Source organism: Haloarcula sp. Atlit-7R (assembly GCF_003666065.1).
GTDB lineage: Archaea > Halobacteriota > Halobacteria > Halobacteriales > Haloarculaceae > Haloarcula > Haloarcula taiwanensis.
Genome location: NZ_QXIK01000001.1, coordinates 601,195 through 616,783 on the forward strand (window position 1 = coordinate 601,195; position 15,589 = coordinate 616,783).

The following is a 15,589-nucleotide window of genomic DNA, read 5'->3' on the forward strand; positions in this document are numbered from 1 at the left end:
ATTATGAACTCACAAGTACCCGTACAACGGAGACAAGCTAAGCCATGAGCCGCGCTACGTATCTGCTCAAGCGCTTGGTACTGTCGATCCCTGTTATCATATTCGGGACGACAGTAACGTTCGCAATTATCCGGCTGGGGCCGCTCAGTCCTGCAGCGGCGATCCTCGGCCCCCAAGGTGACGCTCGTGCGATTCGACAGATCGAGCAACGGTTGGGACTGAACGAACCGCTCTGGGAACAGTACTTCGACTTTATGCGAGACCTGTTCCTGTTCGATCTGGGCCAGTCGTGGGTCGTCAACTCCGGGACACCGGCAATCGACCTCATCATCAGCTACGCACCACGGACGATCTGGCTCGGATTCTGGGCGGTCCTGATCGCCCTCGGGATCGGCATTCCGCTCGGCTTCTACGCCGGCCTGAATCCCAATACGTTCTCGGATTACTTCGCTTCCTTCGGTGGGATTGTCTGGCGGGCGATGCCGAACTTCTGGCTCGCGGTCATTCTGGTGACAGTGCTGTCACAGACGGAACAGCTGTTCGGGTTCAGTTGGACCAGCTTTATTGTCGAGACCAACGTCGTGACCTCGCCGAACCTCGCCGTGCTCAAGAATCCCACGAGACTGATAACCGATCCGGGACAGGCATGGACCAACCTCGCGAAAGCGACAAAACAGATACTGCCGCCCGCACTGGTGCTCGGATCCGCATCGATGGGCACAGAGATGCGGATCGGCCGAACTGCCGTTCTCGAAACGATCAACTCGAAATACGTCGAAACAGCCAAGGCCAAAGGCGTCTCACCGCGGGTACTGGTCTGGAAGCACATCTTCCGGAACGCCCTGATTCCACTCGTACCGGTGATCACTGCGGAGGCGTTCATCTTGATCGGCGGGTCAGTGCTCGTCGAGACCGTCTTCTCGATCAACGGTATCGGTCTCCTGTTCTTCCGGGCAGCGGAGCAGGGTGACCTCCCACTTGTTGGGACACTAATGTATCTGTTCATCCTTCTTATCGTCGGGCTGAATATCGTACAGGACTTCGCGTACACAATCATCGACCCACGCGTGGGGTACGACGGATGAGAGAGACAGAACCCACCGAAGACATCGATCAGCCGCTGAGGGACCGACTCAAGGCACACCCTAGACCGGCACTACTGTGGGGTGTCGTGCTCTGTGCCCTGTTACTGCTTGAGGGACCGACGTACCTCGATGGGTTGTTCGGCGCGATAAGCTACGTGCTCGCGTTATTCCCGGGGTCGCCCGGCGCTGAGGCGTTCGCCAGTGCGTCAGCCTTCTGCAGCGACCTGCCGCATCTGCTGAGCCGAGAACTGATACCCAACCGAGGGTACTACGACGGGAGTGCTTGGCAGGGCACGTTCCTCGGCCTTGAGCCGAAGTACGCATGGCTCATTCGCTTCCTGCTGGTGTATGCATACGTCGCAGTCTTGTTGGCGTGGCTGTGGTACGGGTACGTGCTCTTCCGACGGCACTATCGCGCTGCTGACTGGACGCCGACTGACGACGTCATCGACCGGCTTCGAAGTCACTACTGGGGCCTGTTCGGACTCGCTGTCGTCGTCTTCTTCGTCACAATGGCCGTGTTCGCTCCCGTTGTCGGCCCAACGACGGCCGAAGAGAATATCCAGGGGCCGTACTCCCACGAGATGCAGTACTTCAACGAGGACACGGAGACGGTCGAAACGATTACCATCGGCGAGGCGAACCTCGGGTCCGCGTCGCGCGGGAGCGGGGACAGCAACGTCGGGATATGGAGTTACGACGACTTCGGGCGGTTCCACCCTGTCGGAACGCTCGTCAGCGGTAAGGACCTGTTCACCTTCCTCGCCTTCGGCGCACGGGTGTCGCTGTTCATCGGCCTCGGATCGATGGCGATTGCGGGCGTTATTGCGACGACGCTGGCGTTAGTTACCGCCTACTACAAGGGGGTAACTGACCTCATTGTGGTCCTGACCAGTGACTCCGTGCAGGCGATGCCAGCATTGCTGCTGGTGATTCTTGCGACAGTGGTGTTCAAGAACCACTGGATAGCAGAGATTTACAACGGGGCGATGCTGTTCATCCTCCTGTTTGCGCTGATACGCTGGCCGGGGCTGTGGCGGGCGGTACGTGGTCCTGCGTTACAGGTCGGCGAACAGGAATGGGTAGACGCGGCAAAGAGCTACGGCCAGCGACCCACTGTGATTATGCGGAAACACATGGCACCGTATATCCTCGGTTATCTCCTGGTTTACGCCTCCCTGACGCTCGGTGGCGTCATTATTTCCGTCTCTGCCCTGTCGTTCCTCGGACTCGGGATTACCGCCCCGACTCCCGAGTGGGGGCGGGCGATTAACATCGGGCAACAGTACATCGCCAGTCAGTCTTGGCACATCTCGCTCATTCCGGGCATCCTGATTACGCTGGTCGTCACCGGCTTCAACGCGTTGAGCGACGGGATTCGGGACGCGATTGACCCACAGAGCGAGGGTGCTGAAGGCGGTGCAACTGGCGCGGCCGCCGGAGGTGGTGGCGGATGAGCCACATCGAAGACGGCGAGCCGCTGCTGGCCGTTGACAACCTCCGGACCGTGTTCCACAGCGACAAAGAGGAAATTCGCGCTGTCGACGGCGTTTCATTCGATATTGCACGCGGCGAGACGCTCGGTATCGTCGGCGAATCCGGTTCGGGCAAGAGTGTCACCGCGCGCTCGATTATGGGACTGGTCGATAGTCCGGGCGAAATCAGCGAGGAGTCGTCCATACGGTTAGACGGGCGAGAGCTGACGACGCTTTCGGAGAAGCAATACCGATCAGTTCGTGGCGGCGACATCGCGATGGTGTTTCAGGACCCGCTGAGCTCGCTCAATCCGGTGTACACTGTCGGGAACCAGATCATCGAGGCGCTGGAGCTCCACCGCGGTATGGAAGGGGCCGAAGCCAAGTCGGAGGCCATCGAACTGCTGCGTGCAGTCGGCATCCCTGACGCGGCGCGGCGTGTCGATGAGTTCCCACACGAGTTCTCCGGTGGAATGCGCCAGCGAGCCGTCATCGCGATGGCACTGGCCTGTGACCCAGACCTGCTCATCTGTGATGAACCGACGACAGCGCTTGATGTCACCATTCAGGCCCAGATTCTGGACCTGTTACAGGAGATTCAGACGAAGCGTGACATCGGTATCATGTTCATCACGCACGACATGGGCGTCATCGCGGAGGTCGCCGACCGCGTCGCCGTGATGTACGCCGGCGAAGTCGTCGAGCAGGCACCCGTAGAGGAACTGTTCGCGAACCCACACCACCCCTACACACAGGGACTCTTGCAGAGTATTCCCGGCCGGAACCCCAGTACAGATCGGCTACCCACTATCGAAGGGGACGTGCCGACGCCACACGAATCGGCGTCGTACTGTCGGTTCGTCAGCCGGTGCCCGAAGGCCTTTGACGAGTGTGAGCGGGTCCATCCCGCCCACGTCGAAGTCAGCGAATCAGCGGACCACACGGCCGCCTGTCTCCTGTACCCCGAAGATATGCCTACCGACGACACTGTGACACAGCACGAAGCGAACGCGGACCAGACAGGCGTCGAAGCAGACGAAGCACTGTCGGCGGACGACTGGCCAGTTGAGCGCCGAGCAGCCGGTGAAGACACCGGCCCGGCCGGGTCCGAAGACAGCGACGCACGGGCTGATGGTGGCCACGGCAGCAGTGCCGTGGACACCGGCGGCCAGCGGGAGGGAGGTGACCCAGATGAGTGAATCTGTCGTCGAGACCGCGTCCCACCAGACCGGCGAGACATTGCTCGATGTGCAGGATCTGAAGACGTACTACGAAGGCGGTGGACTGCTCGGCGGGGACCCAGTGAAAGCCGTCGACGGCGTGGACTTCGAGATCTCGCGCGGCGAGACGTTCGGGCTGGTCGGTGAATCCGGCTGTGGCAAGACAACCCTCGGTCGGACGCTCATCCAACTGGAAACGGCTACCTCCGGGACAGTCTCCTTCGATGGAACGGATATAACCGAACTCAGCGGCGACGACCTCAAGGAGTGGCGCCGCAACGCCCAGATGGTGTTTCAGGACCCCGAATCGAGCCTCAACGACCGGATGACTGTCGGTGAGATTATCCGCGAACCGCTGGACGTCCACGAGCAGGGCACGGCTCGCGAGCGTCGGGAGAAGGTGCGGACACTGCTCGATCAGGTCGGACTCATGCCGGAACACTACTACCGGTACCCCCACCAGTTCTCCGGCGGCCAGCGACAGCGTATCGGCATCGCGCGGGCGCTCGCACTCGAACCGGAGTTCGTCGTCCTCGACGAACCCGTTTCGGCGCTCGACGTGTCCGTCCAAGCCCAGATACTCAATCTGCTGGAAGACCTGCAAGAAGAGTTCGGCCTCACGTACCTCTTCATCGCACACGACCTGAGTGTGGTCCGGCACATCTGTGACCGCGTCGGAGTGATGTACCTCGGGAACCTCATGGAGGTCGGGCCGACGGAGCAGTTGTTCCAGCGCCCAGAAAACCCCTACACACGCGCGTTGCTGTCGGCGATTCCGGAACCGGACCCGACGGTTCAGGCAGACCGGATTACCCTGCCCGGCTCGCCACCGAGTCCACGGGACCCACCGGAAGGGTGTCCCTTCGCAACGCGGTGCCCCGTCCGGATACGGCCCGAAGACATAGACGCTAGCGATGCGGTGTGGGACCGGATCCGAGAGTTCCGTGATGTCATTCGCGAGCGGTCCCGCGCGGAACAGTCGCTCGGTGAGCGGCTCAAGGAACGGCTCGGGTTCGACACCGTGTTGGCTGACGGCGAGGAAATCGTCGAGGAAGAGTTCAGCGACGTGGACCTCCCGCCGGACGTACGAGAGCACGTAGAACAGGCTGCGACGTATCTCAGTGATGGGGACCCCGATGCTGCACGGGCGTACCTCAAGGAAGTGTTCGGCGGTCGATGTGACACCGAAACACCGCAGTACTACGATGTCGACGACAGACGGATGAGCTTCTGTCACCGGCACGCACAGGAGCACGTCTCCCCTGGCGACGAACTGCGCCAACGTGGCTACGACACGCACGATGGATAACCTGGCGGGAAAGGTACTCGATCTGCTGTGGTACGCCATCAGCGTAACGCTCACAGCGACGCTTATCGGCGGCGTACTCTCACCGCTTCGCGGCGGCGGCTGGGTGACAGTGAAGTTCGTGCTGTTTTTTATCGGCTTCGCGCTGTTTGGCTACGCTTCGGTTACGCTGTGGCGTGCGCCGTCTCTCGATTCCGACGACTCGGACGACTCCGCCGTGTCGTTTGGCGTGTCGGCACGGGAGCGGACACCGTTCGAGTCGATGCTGGCTCGTGTCGTCCCGCCCCTCGATACGCTCGCTCCGCCCGAAGACCGGCTCTCGCCGCCGGTGAAGCTCTTCGTTGCGAGTCTGTTCGTCCTCGGGCTCTCCCTGAGCATGGAAGTCATCTTCGGCGTCCAGTGACACCACCATTTACCTCCCGCGGGCGTAACGACAGGGTATGGTAAAGACAGGTGGCGAGGGGACAGACGACCTCGAACGGCTTGCCGCTGGTTCTGACGCCCGTAAGGCATCGTGGAAACAGACGTTAGAGGAGACACAGGCGCTGGCGGACCAGCGGCGTTCTGACGGCCGCGAGGCAGTCGTCGTCCCCGCCGGGGATGCGGGTCTACAGACAGTCGACGACGGTGGCAGCCTCGAACTCGTGTTCGTTATTCCGGGCAACAAGGCCGAAGGCGTGACGCGACTGGTCGAATCGAATCCCCTCGAAGCGTACGACGTGTACCGGCGAACAGTCGGAGAGCAGGTGTTTCTGGCCGTCGAGTATTTCGATCCGGACGCCGCTTCGCTGTTCATCGCTGGCGCGTACGAACTCCGGGACGCCGGTAACGCGGTGACTGCTGCGAACGACGGGGCGACGTTCCAGACGTTGCTCAGGAAACTGGACGGGACGCCGGTCGCATCGTTCGACCACGCAGACCGGACGAAGTTCCTCCCGACCGACAGGCTCCCGGTCGAGGAGTAGGGACAGGCGTCAGAGAGTACGCGACAGTTGAACAGTGTGTCACGGTCGCTATCGAACTTCACCGGCGTGCCTGCGATAGGACACGATGGCCCACCTCGCAGTCCAAGACCGAAAGGACCATTCACTAGCCCCCGCAGAGTTCAATCTGCGCGAGGGTAGCCGAGCTTGGCCAAAGGCGGTGGGCTTAAGACCCGCTCCCGTAGGGGTCCGTGGGTTCGAATCCCATCCCTCGCATTCTGCGACGAGTGAACACGAGGAGCGGTGCAAACGGGATGCGAACTACGGACGGGAGAGCGATTCGGGTGAGGAGAGTGCGCTGTTCACCGGACGCTGTGGCTTGTGCACAGTTGGCCACAGACTTCACAGGAGCAACGCTGACCGCTTATGTGTGACACACTCGACAGTCTATGTGGCACAGCCGTGTCGGTCACAGATCCGGGTGCGGCGATGACAGATGCTTCGAACGGAGAGAGGGCGGACACGACGCGTTTTTGCACGTCTGTGGCCTATACCGGCGTAATGACTGACGTGCCAGACGACGTTGCCGAAGCGTTCGACCGACACGATGCGCTCGTCCCGGCCGGGGATAGCTACGCTGTCGAGACGACGAACTTCGACGCTCGCGTAACTGCGACCGAGGGCGAAGAGTGGCGGACGAACTACGAGGTGACGGTCAGAGCGCCGTCGCTGCAGGCCGCGACAAGCGACGAGGTCGGTGCTGCCGTCGTCGATGGCTGGCTTGAGACGCTGGAGCGGCGGCTGGAGGACGCGCCGAAAGCGACCCGAACTGCTGTCGAACTGGACGAGTACAGCGTCGTCGAGGACGGCGAGCAGGTCGTGGTCGCGTTCGAGTACACAATGGGTGGCGAACGGCAGGCCGCAGACGTCGCAAAGACCTTCGTCGAGTACGTCGAAGGGACGTACGTTGAGGGCGTCATACCCGGTTACGACTACGTCGGTGTCGTGGCTGACCTACTCAATTCGGCGAGTACCGGTGGCAGTGACGGCTCTCGTGGCGGGACACCGCTATAGTGGGGCCGTGCCGAGTACGGCATACAGATAACGCTCTGTCTCAATCCATCGCGATATACGTCTGTGTCGTTTCGACGCCCTGAATTTCTTGAATGTGCGTCGCTGCGACATCCTTGACTTCAGCGGGCGTCTCCACGTTCACTTTCGTTATAAAGTCGACGTCACCGGCAACGATGTGTGCCTCGACAACACCGTCGACGGCTTCGATATCATCCTTCAGGCGGTCCGCGTCACCGGTGTGGGCTTTGACCATAACGTATGCAATGACCATGTTCAGGCACCTCCAAGCGCGGTTGCGCGCTCTGATTCGCCAACGACGATGCTTCGGACATCCGAAAGCGTCTCGAAGTCGGCCAGTATCACGACTCGGTCACCGGCCTCTAGCGTTTCGTCCGGGTTGGGAATGGCGAGCGGGGCCTCGCCTTTCCCGTGTGCCATCAGCCGGGAATCCGACGGCAGTTCCAGTTCCGACAGCGTGTACCCCTCCATCGGCGATTGCCGCTGGATGGTAAACTCCACGAGCTGGAGGTTCTGTGCGATATCGGCGACTGCGCGGATGTTCCCGCCCAGCAGCGCATTCTTGGCGGCGATAGCGCCCAGTCGTTCAGGGTAGATTACCTCGTCGACCTCGGAAGCGTAGCGCCGGTAGATCTCTTCGCGGTAGTCCTCGTCGATGCGCATGACGGTTCGACAGCCGTGTTCTTTGGCGATCATACAGGCAACGAAGTTGTCGTTCAGGTCGCCGGTGAGCGCGCCGAGTGCGTCGGCAGCTTCGAGATCAGCGCTGCCGAGCGTCTCCTCGATAGCGCCATCGCCCGCAATCACCTCGAAGCCAGCCGTTCGCGCGCGCTCGACTGCGTTCTCATCGCGCTCGATGAGGACAACTTCGTGGCCACTCTCTTGCAGGACGCGAGCCGTCCGCAGTCCGACACGACCTGCACCCACGATAACGAATCGCATACACCCTCCTATGGGGCGGGGGTGAATAAAAGTACCCACCCGGTGGAACCACCGGACGCCTTGACCACGCCGTCAAACAATACAGCCGTTGTTTTTTCCTGACGGAACCTTTTTCGTGCCATGACACGACACACCATAATATGGTTAGCGCGTTCATTATGGTCAAGACGGCTGCCGGCAAATCCGAAGACCTCCTTGCGACAGTTCGAGACGCCGAAGGCATCACTGAGGCACACATCGTCGCCGGGCAGTACGACATCATCGCCGAAGCGACAGGTACCGAGGTGTACGACATCATGCAGTCGGTCTCGGGTCACATCCGAGACCTCAACGGCGTCGACGACACGCGCACGTACATCTGTTTGGAGTGAGCGCCCCGCGTTGTTCCGACACCGCAAAGGGACTTGCCGCCCTACGGCGAACATGGTCAGTGTCGCCGGTATTATCGGCCTGCTCGTCATCGTGCTGGTCAACAGTGCTGTGACGGCGCTCATGACGCGCTTTTTCCGCGTCCGCTTGCACACTCGGTGGGGGAGCCTCATCTACTCGCTGCTCCTCTGTCCGGTAGTCATGGTCGTCATCCTGCTGGTGCTGAGTGGCGTGTTCAGTCTCGGTGCGAACCTCGGGAGTCAGACCGCTGTCCTCCTCGTAACTATCGTTATTCCACTCGCTACCGGGATGACGTTCGATTACTTCTGGATGCCCGCTCCCGACGAAGTCGAACTACCGGCGTCGATGGACTAATCGAGAATCGCTGCTCGGACCTGTTCGTACACAGCATCCGGGTCGGCGGTTGCGTCGACGCGAACGAACCGCTCCGGGTCGGCTTCGATTAGTCGCTCGTAGTTGTCACGCACCGTTGTGAGATACTCTGCCGTCTCAAACTTGTTCGTCGCGCCGCTTCGCTGTGCGGCGGTTTCTGGATCGAGATCGAGATACACAGTCCGGTCCGGCGGCCGGGTCCAGGGCGCGTGGACCTCGCGAACGTACGACAGCGGGTCGTCCAAGGTCTCACTCGCTTCGAGTGTCGCACCCTGATAGGCGTACCGAGAGTCGCTGTAGCGGTCGGAGACAACGAGCCGGTCTTCGCTGAGTGCCGGTCGGACCGTGTCCGAGAGGTGTGCAGCGTGGTCAGCCGTATAGAGAAACAGTTCGGCCAGCGAGTCCGCGTCGTCGTCGTTAATAGAGCGCTGGACGGCGTCGCCGTACCAGGTATCGGTCGGCTCGCGCGTGAACACAGCCTCGCTGGGGACGGCGTTGTCGCGCTGGAGCCGCTCCCACACGGTCGTCTTGCCGCTCCCATCCAGTCCTTCGAGCGTGACGAGCATACCTCACAATCTGTGTGGGGGGACGTAAGCGCCCCGACCTGAACGGTGCATCCGTAGCCTGACACAAGTGACCGGACTGCGGGCCCGTCGACCAAACAAATACGCTCACCTTTACGGTTCTACCAACTGTATTGGAGTCCATGGATGTACTTGTCGTCGGCGGGACCGGATTCATCGGACAACACCTATGCCGTGAGCTCGACGAGCGAGGGCACACCGTCACTGCGCTGTCTCGGTCACCAGAAGACGCAACACTACCAGACGGTGTCGAAACCGTCTCCGGGGACGTCACAGACTACGGGAGTATCGAGAGCGCGTTCGAAAATCAGGACGCGGTGTATTATCTGGTCGCACTGTCGCCCCTGTTCAAACCGGACGGCGGCGACAAGATGCACGAGCGCATTCATCTCGGCGGGACGGAAAACAGCGTACAGGCCGCAGAAGAGCACGGCGTCGACCGGTTCGTCCAGCTGAGCGCACTGGGTGCAGACCCCACCGGCGACACACACTACATCCGGTCGAAGGGAGAGGCTGAGCAGGTTGTTACGGAGTCTTCGCTGGACTGGACCATTTTCCGCCCGTCGGTCGTCTTCGGTGAGGGCGGTGAGTTTGTCTCCTTCACGAAGCGCCTCAAGGGGATGTTCGCGCCGGGTGTCCCGCTGTATCCGCTTCCCGGCGGCGGCAGACAGACGACGTTCCAGCCGATCTGGGTCGGTGACCTCGTGCCGATGCTCGTCGACAGTATCGAATCCGAAGACCACGTCGGCGAGACCTACGAGGTCGGTGGGCCGGAAGTACTGACGCTCAGAGACGTGACCAATCAGGTGTACGATGCCGAGGGGTCGTCAGTAAGCGTCGTCCCCCTTCCGATGCCACTAGCGAAGGTCGGGCTCTCTGTCTTGGGAAGTGTCGGGTTCCCGATGGGTGCCGACCAGTACCGGTCACTCAAATTCGATAACACGCCAGCGACCAACGAAATAGATGCATTCGGTGTCAGTAGTGACTCTCTAACGACACTCAGCGGATATCTCAGGGGAGAAGCGCCAGCAGTAGCCACTTCCTAAAGAGAATTGTGTTAGATAGTATTGATTTTCAATCCTGGCTTTCAGGGCTGAGAGCCGGGCAAAACACTTATACTCGCCATCGCTCTTTGACCCTTTAAGCGGAGAACCATATAATGAAACTGGCGATGATCGGCTTCGGGCAGGCCGGTGGCAAAATTGTGGACAAATTCCTCGAGTACGACAAGGAAACCGGCTCGGGAATCGTCCGCTCGGCTGTTGCGGTCAATACAGCAAAAGCAGACCTGCTTGGGCTAGAACACATTCCGGAAGAGAATCGAGTGCTCATTGGCCAGGCTCGCGTCAAGGGCCATGGCGTGGGCGCGGACAACGAACTCGGCGCGGAAATCGCCGAAGAGGACATCGACGAGGTGCAGGGTGCGATTGACAACATCCCCGTCCACGAAGTCGACGCCTTCCTCATCGTCGCCGGCCTCGGCGGCGGGACGGGGTCGGGCGGGTCGCCGGTCGTCGCAAAACACCTCAAGCGCATCTACACCGAACCGGTGTACGGTCTGGGCGTCCTGCCGGGCAGCGACGAGGGTGGCATCTACACCCTCAACGCCGCTCGGTCGTTCCAGACGTTCGTGCGCGAGGTGGACAACCTCATGGTGTTCGACAACGATGCCTGGCGACAGACCGGCGAGTCCGTTGAGGGAGGCTACGACCACATAAACGAGGAAATCGTCCGCCGCTTCGGCGTGCTGTTCGGAGCCGGTGAGATCGAGGCCGGCGACAACGTCGCCGAAAGTGTCGTCGACTCCTCGGAAATCATCAATACGCTCGACGGCGGCGGCGTCTCCACCGTCGGCTACGCCTCCGAGGACGTCGAGGTGTCTTCTGGCGGCGGCGGCCTGCTCTCGCGGTTCAAGGGCGACGACTCGTCCGACGACGGAATGGATACGGCCAACACCACGAATCGTATCACGTCGCTCGTCCGGAAAGCCGCGCTCGGCCGACTGACACTCCCCTGTGAGATCGAGGGTGCAGAGCGTGCCCTCCTCGTGATGGCAGGGCCGCCGGAGCACCTGAACCGGAAGGGAATTGAGCGCGGCCGGAAGTGGCTTGAGGAGCAAACCGGTTCGATGGAGGTCCGCGGTGGCGACTATCCGACCAACGCCCCGAAAGTGGCCGCATCCATCCTGCTGGCCGGCGTCCACAACGTTCCGCGAATCAAGGAACTCCAGCAGGTCGCCATCGAGGCCCAGGACAACATCGACGACATCCGTAACCAAAGCGAAGATAACTTAGAGGACTTGGTCGAAGACGACGAAGATGAACTTGATCCGCTGTTCTAACAAGACCGTCGCACTCCTCTGTGTTGTCGCGCTGCTCGCGACTGCCGGCACAGCGAGTGCGTTCTCTGTCTCTGCCGACGGGGTGCCGACCGAGAGTGCCGTCGGCGAAGAGGTGTCGGTGACGTACACGATAGACGACCCGTTTACCGATGCGCCGAACGAATGGACACTTGCCGGTTCGACCGAACTCCAGAACGTTAGCTGGACGGTCACCGTGTTGCGTGCTGGGAATCAGGTGAATCAAGAGACCTACGGCGACCAGTCTTTCGAACAGGATCTGGAAATCGATAACAACGGTGACCAAGTCCGCGTCGAACTCGTCGGCACGACGCCAGCCATCTCGAATTACGCGTACGACCCGGCACAGAACTATCAGGTCGCCTCGCTCAGTCGAATCAGCGGCAACAACGAAGAGGAGTTCCGCAGCGACACCGCTCACCACTACACCGAAGAGAGTCAGGCCGCGAGGCAAGCGATCGACGACGCACAGGCTGCAATCGACGCGGCCGGTGGGAACGAAAACGCCGAAGAACTGGTCAGTAGCGCCATCTCCTCATACGAGAACGGGAACTTCCAGAACGCCCAGGACCTCGCCGGGCAGGCTGAGAGTCAGGCACAGCAGGCCCAGCAGAGCGCCCAGACCCAGCGAACGCTCCTGCTGGTCGGCGGCGGACTTGTCGTCCTCCTGTTGCTGGTCGGTGGCGGCTACTACGCGTACACGCAGATGAGTGAGGACGAGTACTCCAAGCTGTAATGCGTCTTGTCGTCCCCGTCTCGGGGTCTGCCCCCAAAACGCGGCTTGCGTCTGTTCTGTCTCCAGCCGAACGCCGTGATTTTACTGAAGCCATGCTTTCAGACGTCGTCGACGCAGTGACAGCGGCGGGCCACGAACCCGAGATCATCTCGACAGCACCGCTTGACTGTGCCGTGCCGGTCACCGTCGACGACCGCGGACTCGACGCGCTCGTCAACGACCTGCTCGCGTCGACAGTGACTGACGGCGAACGAGCGCTTGCCGTCGTGATGGCCGACCTCCCGCTCGTGACTCATGAGAGCATCGAGCGACTGCTCGCTCCCGAAGCCGACGTGGTGCTGGCCCCGGGCCTGGGCGGCGGGACGAACGCCTTCGTCTGTCGGCACCCCGAATTCAGGGTCGATTACCACGGCGCGTCTATCCGCGACCATCGGGAGACCGTCCGAGACGTGGGAGCCAGCGTTACCGAAATTGACTCGCGGCGGCTCGCGACCGATATCGACGAACCGGATGATCTCGCAGAGGTGCTGTTACACAGCGACGGCGCGGCCGCGGACTGGCTCACACAGTCAGGGTTCGAGCTGACAGCCACCGATGGGCGAGTCGACGTGCAGCGATCTCGGTAGTTTGGACCAGTCTCCGCCGCCGTAATATCAATCCTGATACTCCCGAGTTTACATTTAGGTAGTCTCAGACTACTATTCATATGTGACTGTATCTAGTGTCAAGCAGAGCTATGGGGCCAAGCTCGGTGTCGGATACATCGCAACGGCTACCCTCCTTATCACAGTCGGGGTGGTAACACAGGATGTCGCATCAACAGTCGTCGCCGGCATCGCCGGCTTACTGACACTTGGCTCGATCAACGCAGCCGAAACGGTCGCGAGCATCACTGAGTTATCAGCACAGACACAGCGGGTGGCAGACGGGGACCTCGATAGCGAAATCGTCTCGACGCGGACCGATGAGTTCGGGGACCTTGCTGACTCCATCGAGCAAATGCGCGTCTCGTTGCGCGACCGACTGTCAGAGATGGAGGCTGCGAGGGCGGACCTCGAACAGGCACAGATTGACGCAAACGAGGCACAGGCCGAAGCAGAGGCCGCTGAGGAGGAAGCACGGGAACTCGCCACAGCCTACCAGGAAATTGCAACAGCGTACGGGACGGTCATGGCAGACGCCGCAGACGGCGATCTCACGCAGCGTGTCGATGTGGCCACTGAGTACGACGCTATGGAAACCGTCGGCCAGTCGTTCAACAGGATGATGGACGAGCTACAGGAGACAATCGAGACGGTCACCGCCGTTTCCGAGCGTATCACAACCGAAACTGACGAGATTACCGAAACGAGTCAGCAAGTCCAACAGGAGGTAGACGCGGCTGTGGAAACGGTTGCCGATATCCAGACGCAGGCAACCGATCAGCAGACAAAGCTCGAATCAGCTGCAGCCGATATTCAGGACGTGAGCGCGTCGGCAGAGGAAATCGCCGCGACAATTGACAGCCTTGCCGACCGGAGCCGTGAGGTCGAGGAGGCCAGCAACGACGCCCGGGCAGCCTCAGAAACAGCCCTGACAGAGATGGACCGGATACAGGCTGATGCAGCTGAAGCTGTCACACAGGTCGAGACCCTCCAGCAGCGAATGGCCGAGATAACCGACATCGCGGACATCATCTCCGAGATCGCAGAGCAGACGAATATGCTGGCGTTGAATGCGTCGATAGAGGCCGCTCGCGCTGGTGGACAGGGCAGCGGCGCGGACGGGGATGGGTTCAGCGTCGTTGCCGACGAAGTCAAGTCACTCGCTGAAGAGACGCAGTCACGGGCTGACGAGATAGCAACGGTCATCGCTGAGGTCTCTGAGCAGACAGAAGAGGTGACAGCCTCGATACAGGCGACCGAAACGCGAGTCGAAACTGGTACTGAGACCGTTGAGTCGGCCCTGTCGGAGATTGCGACAATCGCGGAGGCCGTCGACGACATCTCAGCATCCATCGAGGAGATGCGACAGACGACCTCGGAACAGGCAGACACCGTGCAGGCGACGGCCGACTCGATAGAGGTTGTCACTGAAGCAAGTGCGGAGACGGCGACTACTGCAGAGGAAATGTCGACACAGATCCGTCGGCAGCGGGACGTCGTCAAGTCGATCTCCGACTCACTCGATTCCTTCCGCGAAACCGCGGTTGACGACCTCGAATCCCGGGTGCGACTATTTACTGTTGACACAGATACTACGGCGGCGAGCCACAGACGCGTCGCAGGGTCGCCGTCAGTCGGGGGTGACGACTGATGGACGCCGTTGCAGTCGTGTACGGGATAACCGCCGCGGGCTTTGCGGTCGGTGTCGCTATCGTCGGGTTCCTCTATGCGTCGCTTGAGGGGTCCGACGAACGGTCGGTTCTGGGGGCGTTGGCGCTTATACCGGCAGTTGCAGGCCTCTCGTACGTTGCGATGGCGTTCGGTATCGGCACCGTAACCATTGGTGAGACGACGCTTGTCGGGTTCCGATATCTCGACTGGGTGGTGACGACGCCGTTGCTCGTCGGATTTATCGGGTATACTGCGGGCGCGTCGAGACGGGCGATTGTCGGGGTTATGGCGGCGGACGCCCTGATGATACTTGCAGGCGTCGGGGCGGTTGTCACTGCTGGAACACTGAAATGGGCGCTGTTCGGCCTCTCGGCGATGTTCCACGTCTCGCTGTTTGCCTACCTGTACCTCGTCTTCCCGCGCTCAGTTCCGGACGACCCACAGCGTATCGGTCTGTTTAGCCTCCTCAAGAACCACGTCGGGCTGCTGTGGATCGCGTATCCGCTCGTCTGGCTTGCTGGCCCCGAAGGACTTGGGTTCGCGACCTACGTCGGTGTCAGCATCACCTATGCATTCCTCGACCTGCTGGCGAAGGTCCCCTACGTGTACTTCTTTTACGCCCGACGGCAGGTGTTCGCCACGAAACTGCTTCGGGAGTCGGGCGACGCCACAGTAACGCCGGCGGACTGAACAGGTACGACCACAGAGGTATCGTCGACCACGCGGTACTTCGGCGCGGATACCGGTTCACAGGTGCTCGGCGTGTAGCGACACACTGATTCTGTTGCCG

The 15,589-nt window shown here is 61.0% G+C and carries 18 protein-coding genes and 1 tRNA gene; 16 read left to right on the forward strand and 3 right to left on the reverse strand.

What is annotated here, in order from left to right:
* Positions 1-44 precede the first annotated feature (44 nt).
* The 8 genes from D3D01_RS03130 to D3D01_RS03165 all read left to right on the forward strand — a co-directional run bounded on the left by D3D01_RS03130 (position 45) and on the right by D3D01_RS03165 (position 7,083).
* Positions 45-1,085 (forward strand): ABC transporter permease, encoded by a 1,041-nt coding sequence (locus tag D3D01_RS03130; RefSeq protein WP_121511198.1) that lies wholly within the window; start codon positions 45-47, stop codon positions 1,083-1,085.
* Complete coding sequence (locus D3D01_RS03135) at positions 1,082-2,542, forward strand: ABC transporter permease (RefSeq protein ID WP_121511199.1); 1,461 nt, start codon at positions 1,082-1,084, stop codon at positions 2,540-2,542. Before D3D01_RS03130 ends, D3D01_RS03135 begins: the two co-directional genes overlap by 4 nt.
* Positions 2,539-3,759 carry an ABC transporter ATP-binding protein gene (locus tag D3D01_RS03140; RefSeq protein ID WP_101349264.1) on the forward strand — a complete coding sequence of 407 codons (1,221 nt, stop codon included), beginning with the start codon at positions 2,539-2,541 and terminating at the stop codon, positions 3,757-3,759. The genes D3D01_RS03135 and D3D01_RS03140 overlap by 4 nt, the downstream gene beginning before the upstream one ends.
* Positions 3,752-5,089: an ABC transporter ATP-binding protein gene (locus D3D01_RS03145; RefSeq protein ID WP_121511200.1), complete on the forward strand. Its 1,338-nt coding sequence runs from the start codon at positions 3,752-3,754 to the stop codon at positions 5,087-5,089. The genes D3D01_RS03140 and D3D01_RS03145 overlap by 8 nt, the downstream gene beginning before the upstream one ends.
* Positions 5,082-5,489 (forward strand): hypothetical protein, encoded by a 408-nt coding sequence (locus tag D3D01_RS03150; RefSeq protein WP_121511201.1) that lies wholly within the window; start codon positions 5,082-5,084, stop codon positions 5,487-5,489. Before D3D01_RS03145 ends, D3D01_RS03150 begins: the two co-directional genes overlap by 8 nt.
* Before the next feature lie 37 nt (positions 5,490-5,526).
* Entirely contained in the window at positions 5,527-6,051 is a 525-nt protein-coding gene (locus D3D01_RS03155; RefSeq protein WP_121511202.1) for a hypothetical protein, read from the forward strand.
* Positions 6,052-6,200: 149 nt separating this feature from the next.
* Positions 6,201-6,285: transfer RNA gene (locus D3D01_RS03160), tRNA-Leu, on the forward strand.
* 285 nt (positions 6,286-6,570) lie between these two features.
* A complete protein-coding gene (locus D3D01_RS03165) occupies positions 6,571-7,083 on the forward strand; it encodes a DUF5813 family protein (protein ID WP_121511203.1) in 513 nt (170 codons plus the stop codon).
* A gap of 40 nt (positions 7,084-7,123) precedes the next feature.
* Here D3D01_RS03165 and D3D01_RS03170 read toward each other — a convergent pair whose 3' ends face one another.
* A complete protein-coding gene (locus tag D3D01_RS03170) occupies positions 7,124-7,354 on the reverse strand; it encodes an Lrp/AsnC family transcriptional regulator (RefSeq protein ID WP_121511204.1) in 231 nt (76 codons plus the stop codon).
* Between the two features lie 2 nt (positions 7,355-7,356).
* A complete protein-coding gene (locus tag D3D01_RS03175) occupies positions 7,357-8,043 on the reverse strand; it encodes a TrkA family potassium uptake protein (protein ID WP_101349259.1) in 687 nt (228 codons plus the stop codon).
* 140 nt (positions 8,044-8,183) lie between these two features.
* Between D3D01_RS03175 and D3D01_RS03180 the strand changes: the two genes are divergently transcribed.
* Together D3D01_RS03180 and D3D01_RS03185 are read left to right on the forward strand one after the other, a co-directional pair.
* The gene (locus tag D3D01_RS03180; protein WP_121511205.1) at positions 8,184-8,414 is read left to right on the forward strand and encodes an Lrp/AsnC family transcriptional regulator; all 231 of its coding nucleotides are present in this window, start codon (positions 8,184-8,186) and stop codon (positions 8,412-8,414) included.
* Between the two features lie 52 nt (positions 8,415-8,466).
* A complete protein-coding gene (locus D3D01_RS03185; RefSeq protein ID WP_121511206.1) occupies positions 8,467-8,787 on the forward strand; it encodes a hypothetical protein in 321 nt (106 codons plus the stop codon).
* On the opposite strand, the gene tmk is transcribed toward D3D01_RS03185, so the two are convergent.
* Positions 8,784-9,371, reverse strand: a complete 588-nt coding sequence (gene tmk, locus D3D01_RS03190; protein WP_121511207.1) for a dTMP kinase — start codon at positions 9,369-9,371, stop codon at positions 8,784-8,786. The two genes, D3D01_RS03185 and tmk, sit on opposite strands and share 4 nt — an antisense overlap.
* Positions 9,372-9,511: 140 nt before the next feature.
* Between tmk and D3D01_RS03195 the strand changes: the two genes are divergently transcribed.
* From D3D01_RS03195 to sop1, 6 genes are all read left to right on the forward strand, one after another.
* Positions 9,512-10,435, forward strand: coding sequence for a complex I NDUFA9 subunit family protein (locus D3D01_RS03195; RefSeq protein WP_101349255.1), 924 nt, complete (start codon positions 9,512-9,514; stop codon positions 10,433-10,435).
* Positions 10,436-10,548: 113 nt separating this feature from the next.
* Positions 10,549-11,730 carry a tubulin/FtsZ family protein gene (locus D3D01_RS03200; RefSeq protein ID WP_005536054.1) on the forward strand — a complete coding sequence of 394 codons (1,182 nt, stop codon included), beginning with the start codon at positions 10,549-10,551 and terminating at the stop codon, positions 11,728-11,730.
* Complete coding sequence (locus tag D3D01_RS03205) at positions 11,708-12,484, forward strand: hypothetical protein (protein WP_121511208.1); 777 nt, start codon at positions 11,708-11,710, stop codon at positions 12,482-12,484. Before D3D01_RS03200 ends, D3D01_RS03205 begins: the two co-directional genes overlap by 23 nt.
* On the forward strand, positions 12,484-13,110 hold the full coding sequence (cofC, locus tag D3D01_RS03210; RefSeq protein WP_121511209.1) for a 2-phospho-L-lactate guanylyltransferase: 627 nt from the start codon (positions 12,484-12,486) through the stop codon (positions 13,108-13,110). Before D3D01_RS03205 ends, cofC begins: the two co-directional genes overlap by 1 nt.
* An 82-nt stretch (positions 13,111-13,192) precedes the next feature.
* A complete protein-coding gene (gene htr1, locus D3D01_RS03215; protein WP_121511210.1) occupies positions 13,193-14,779 on the forward strand; it encodes a sensory rhodopsin I transducer Htr1 in 1,587 nt (528 codons plus the stop codon).
* Positions 14,779-15,489: a sensory rhodopsin I gene (gene sop1, locus D3D01_RS03220; RefSeq protein ID WP_121511211.1), complete on the forward strand. Its 711-nt coding sequence runs from the start codon at positions 14,779-14,781 to the stop codon at positions 15,487-15,489. Before htr1 ends, sop1 begins: the two co-directional genes overlap by 1 nt.
* The last annotated feature ends 100 nt before the right edge of the window (positions 15,490-15,589 follow it).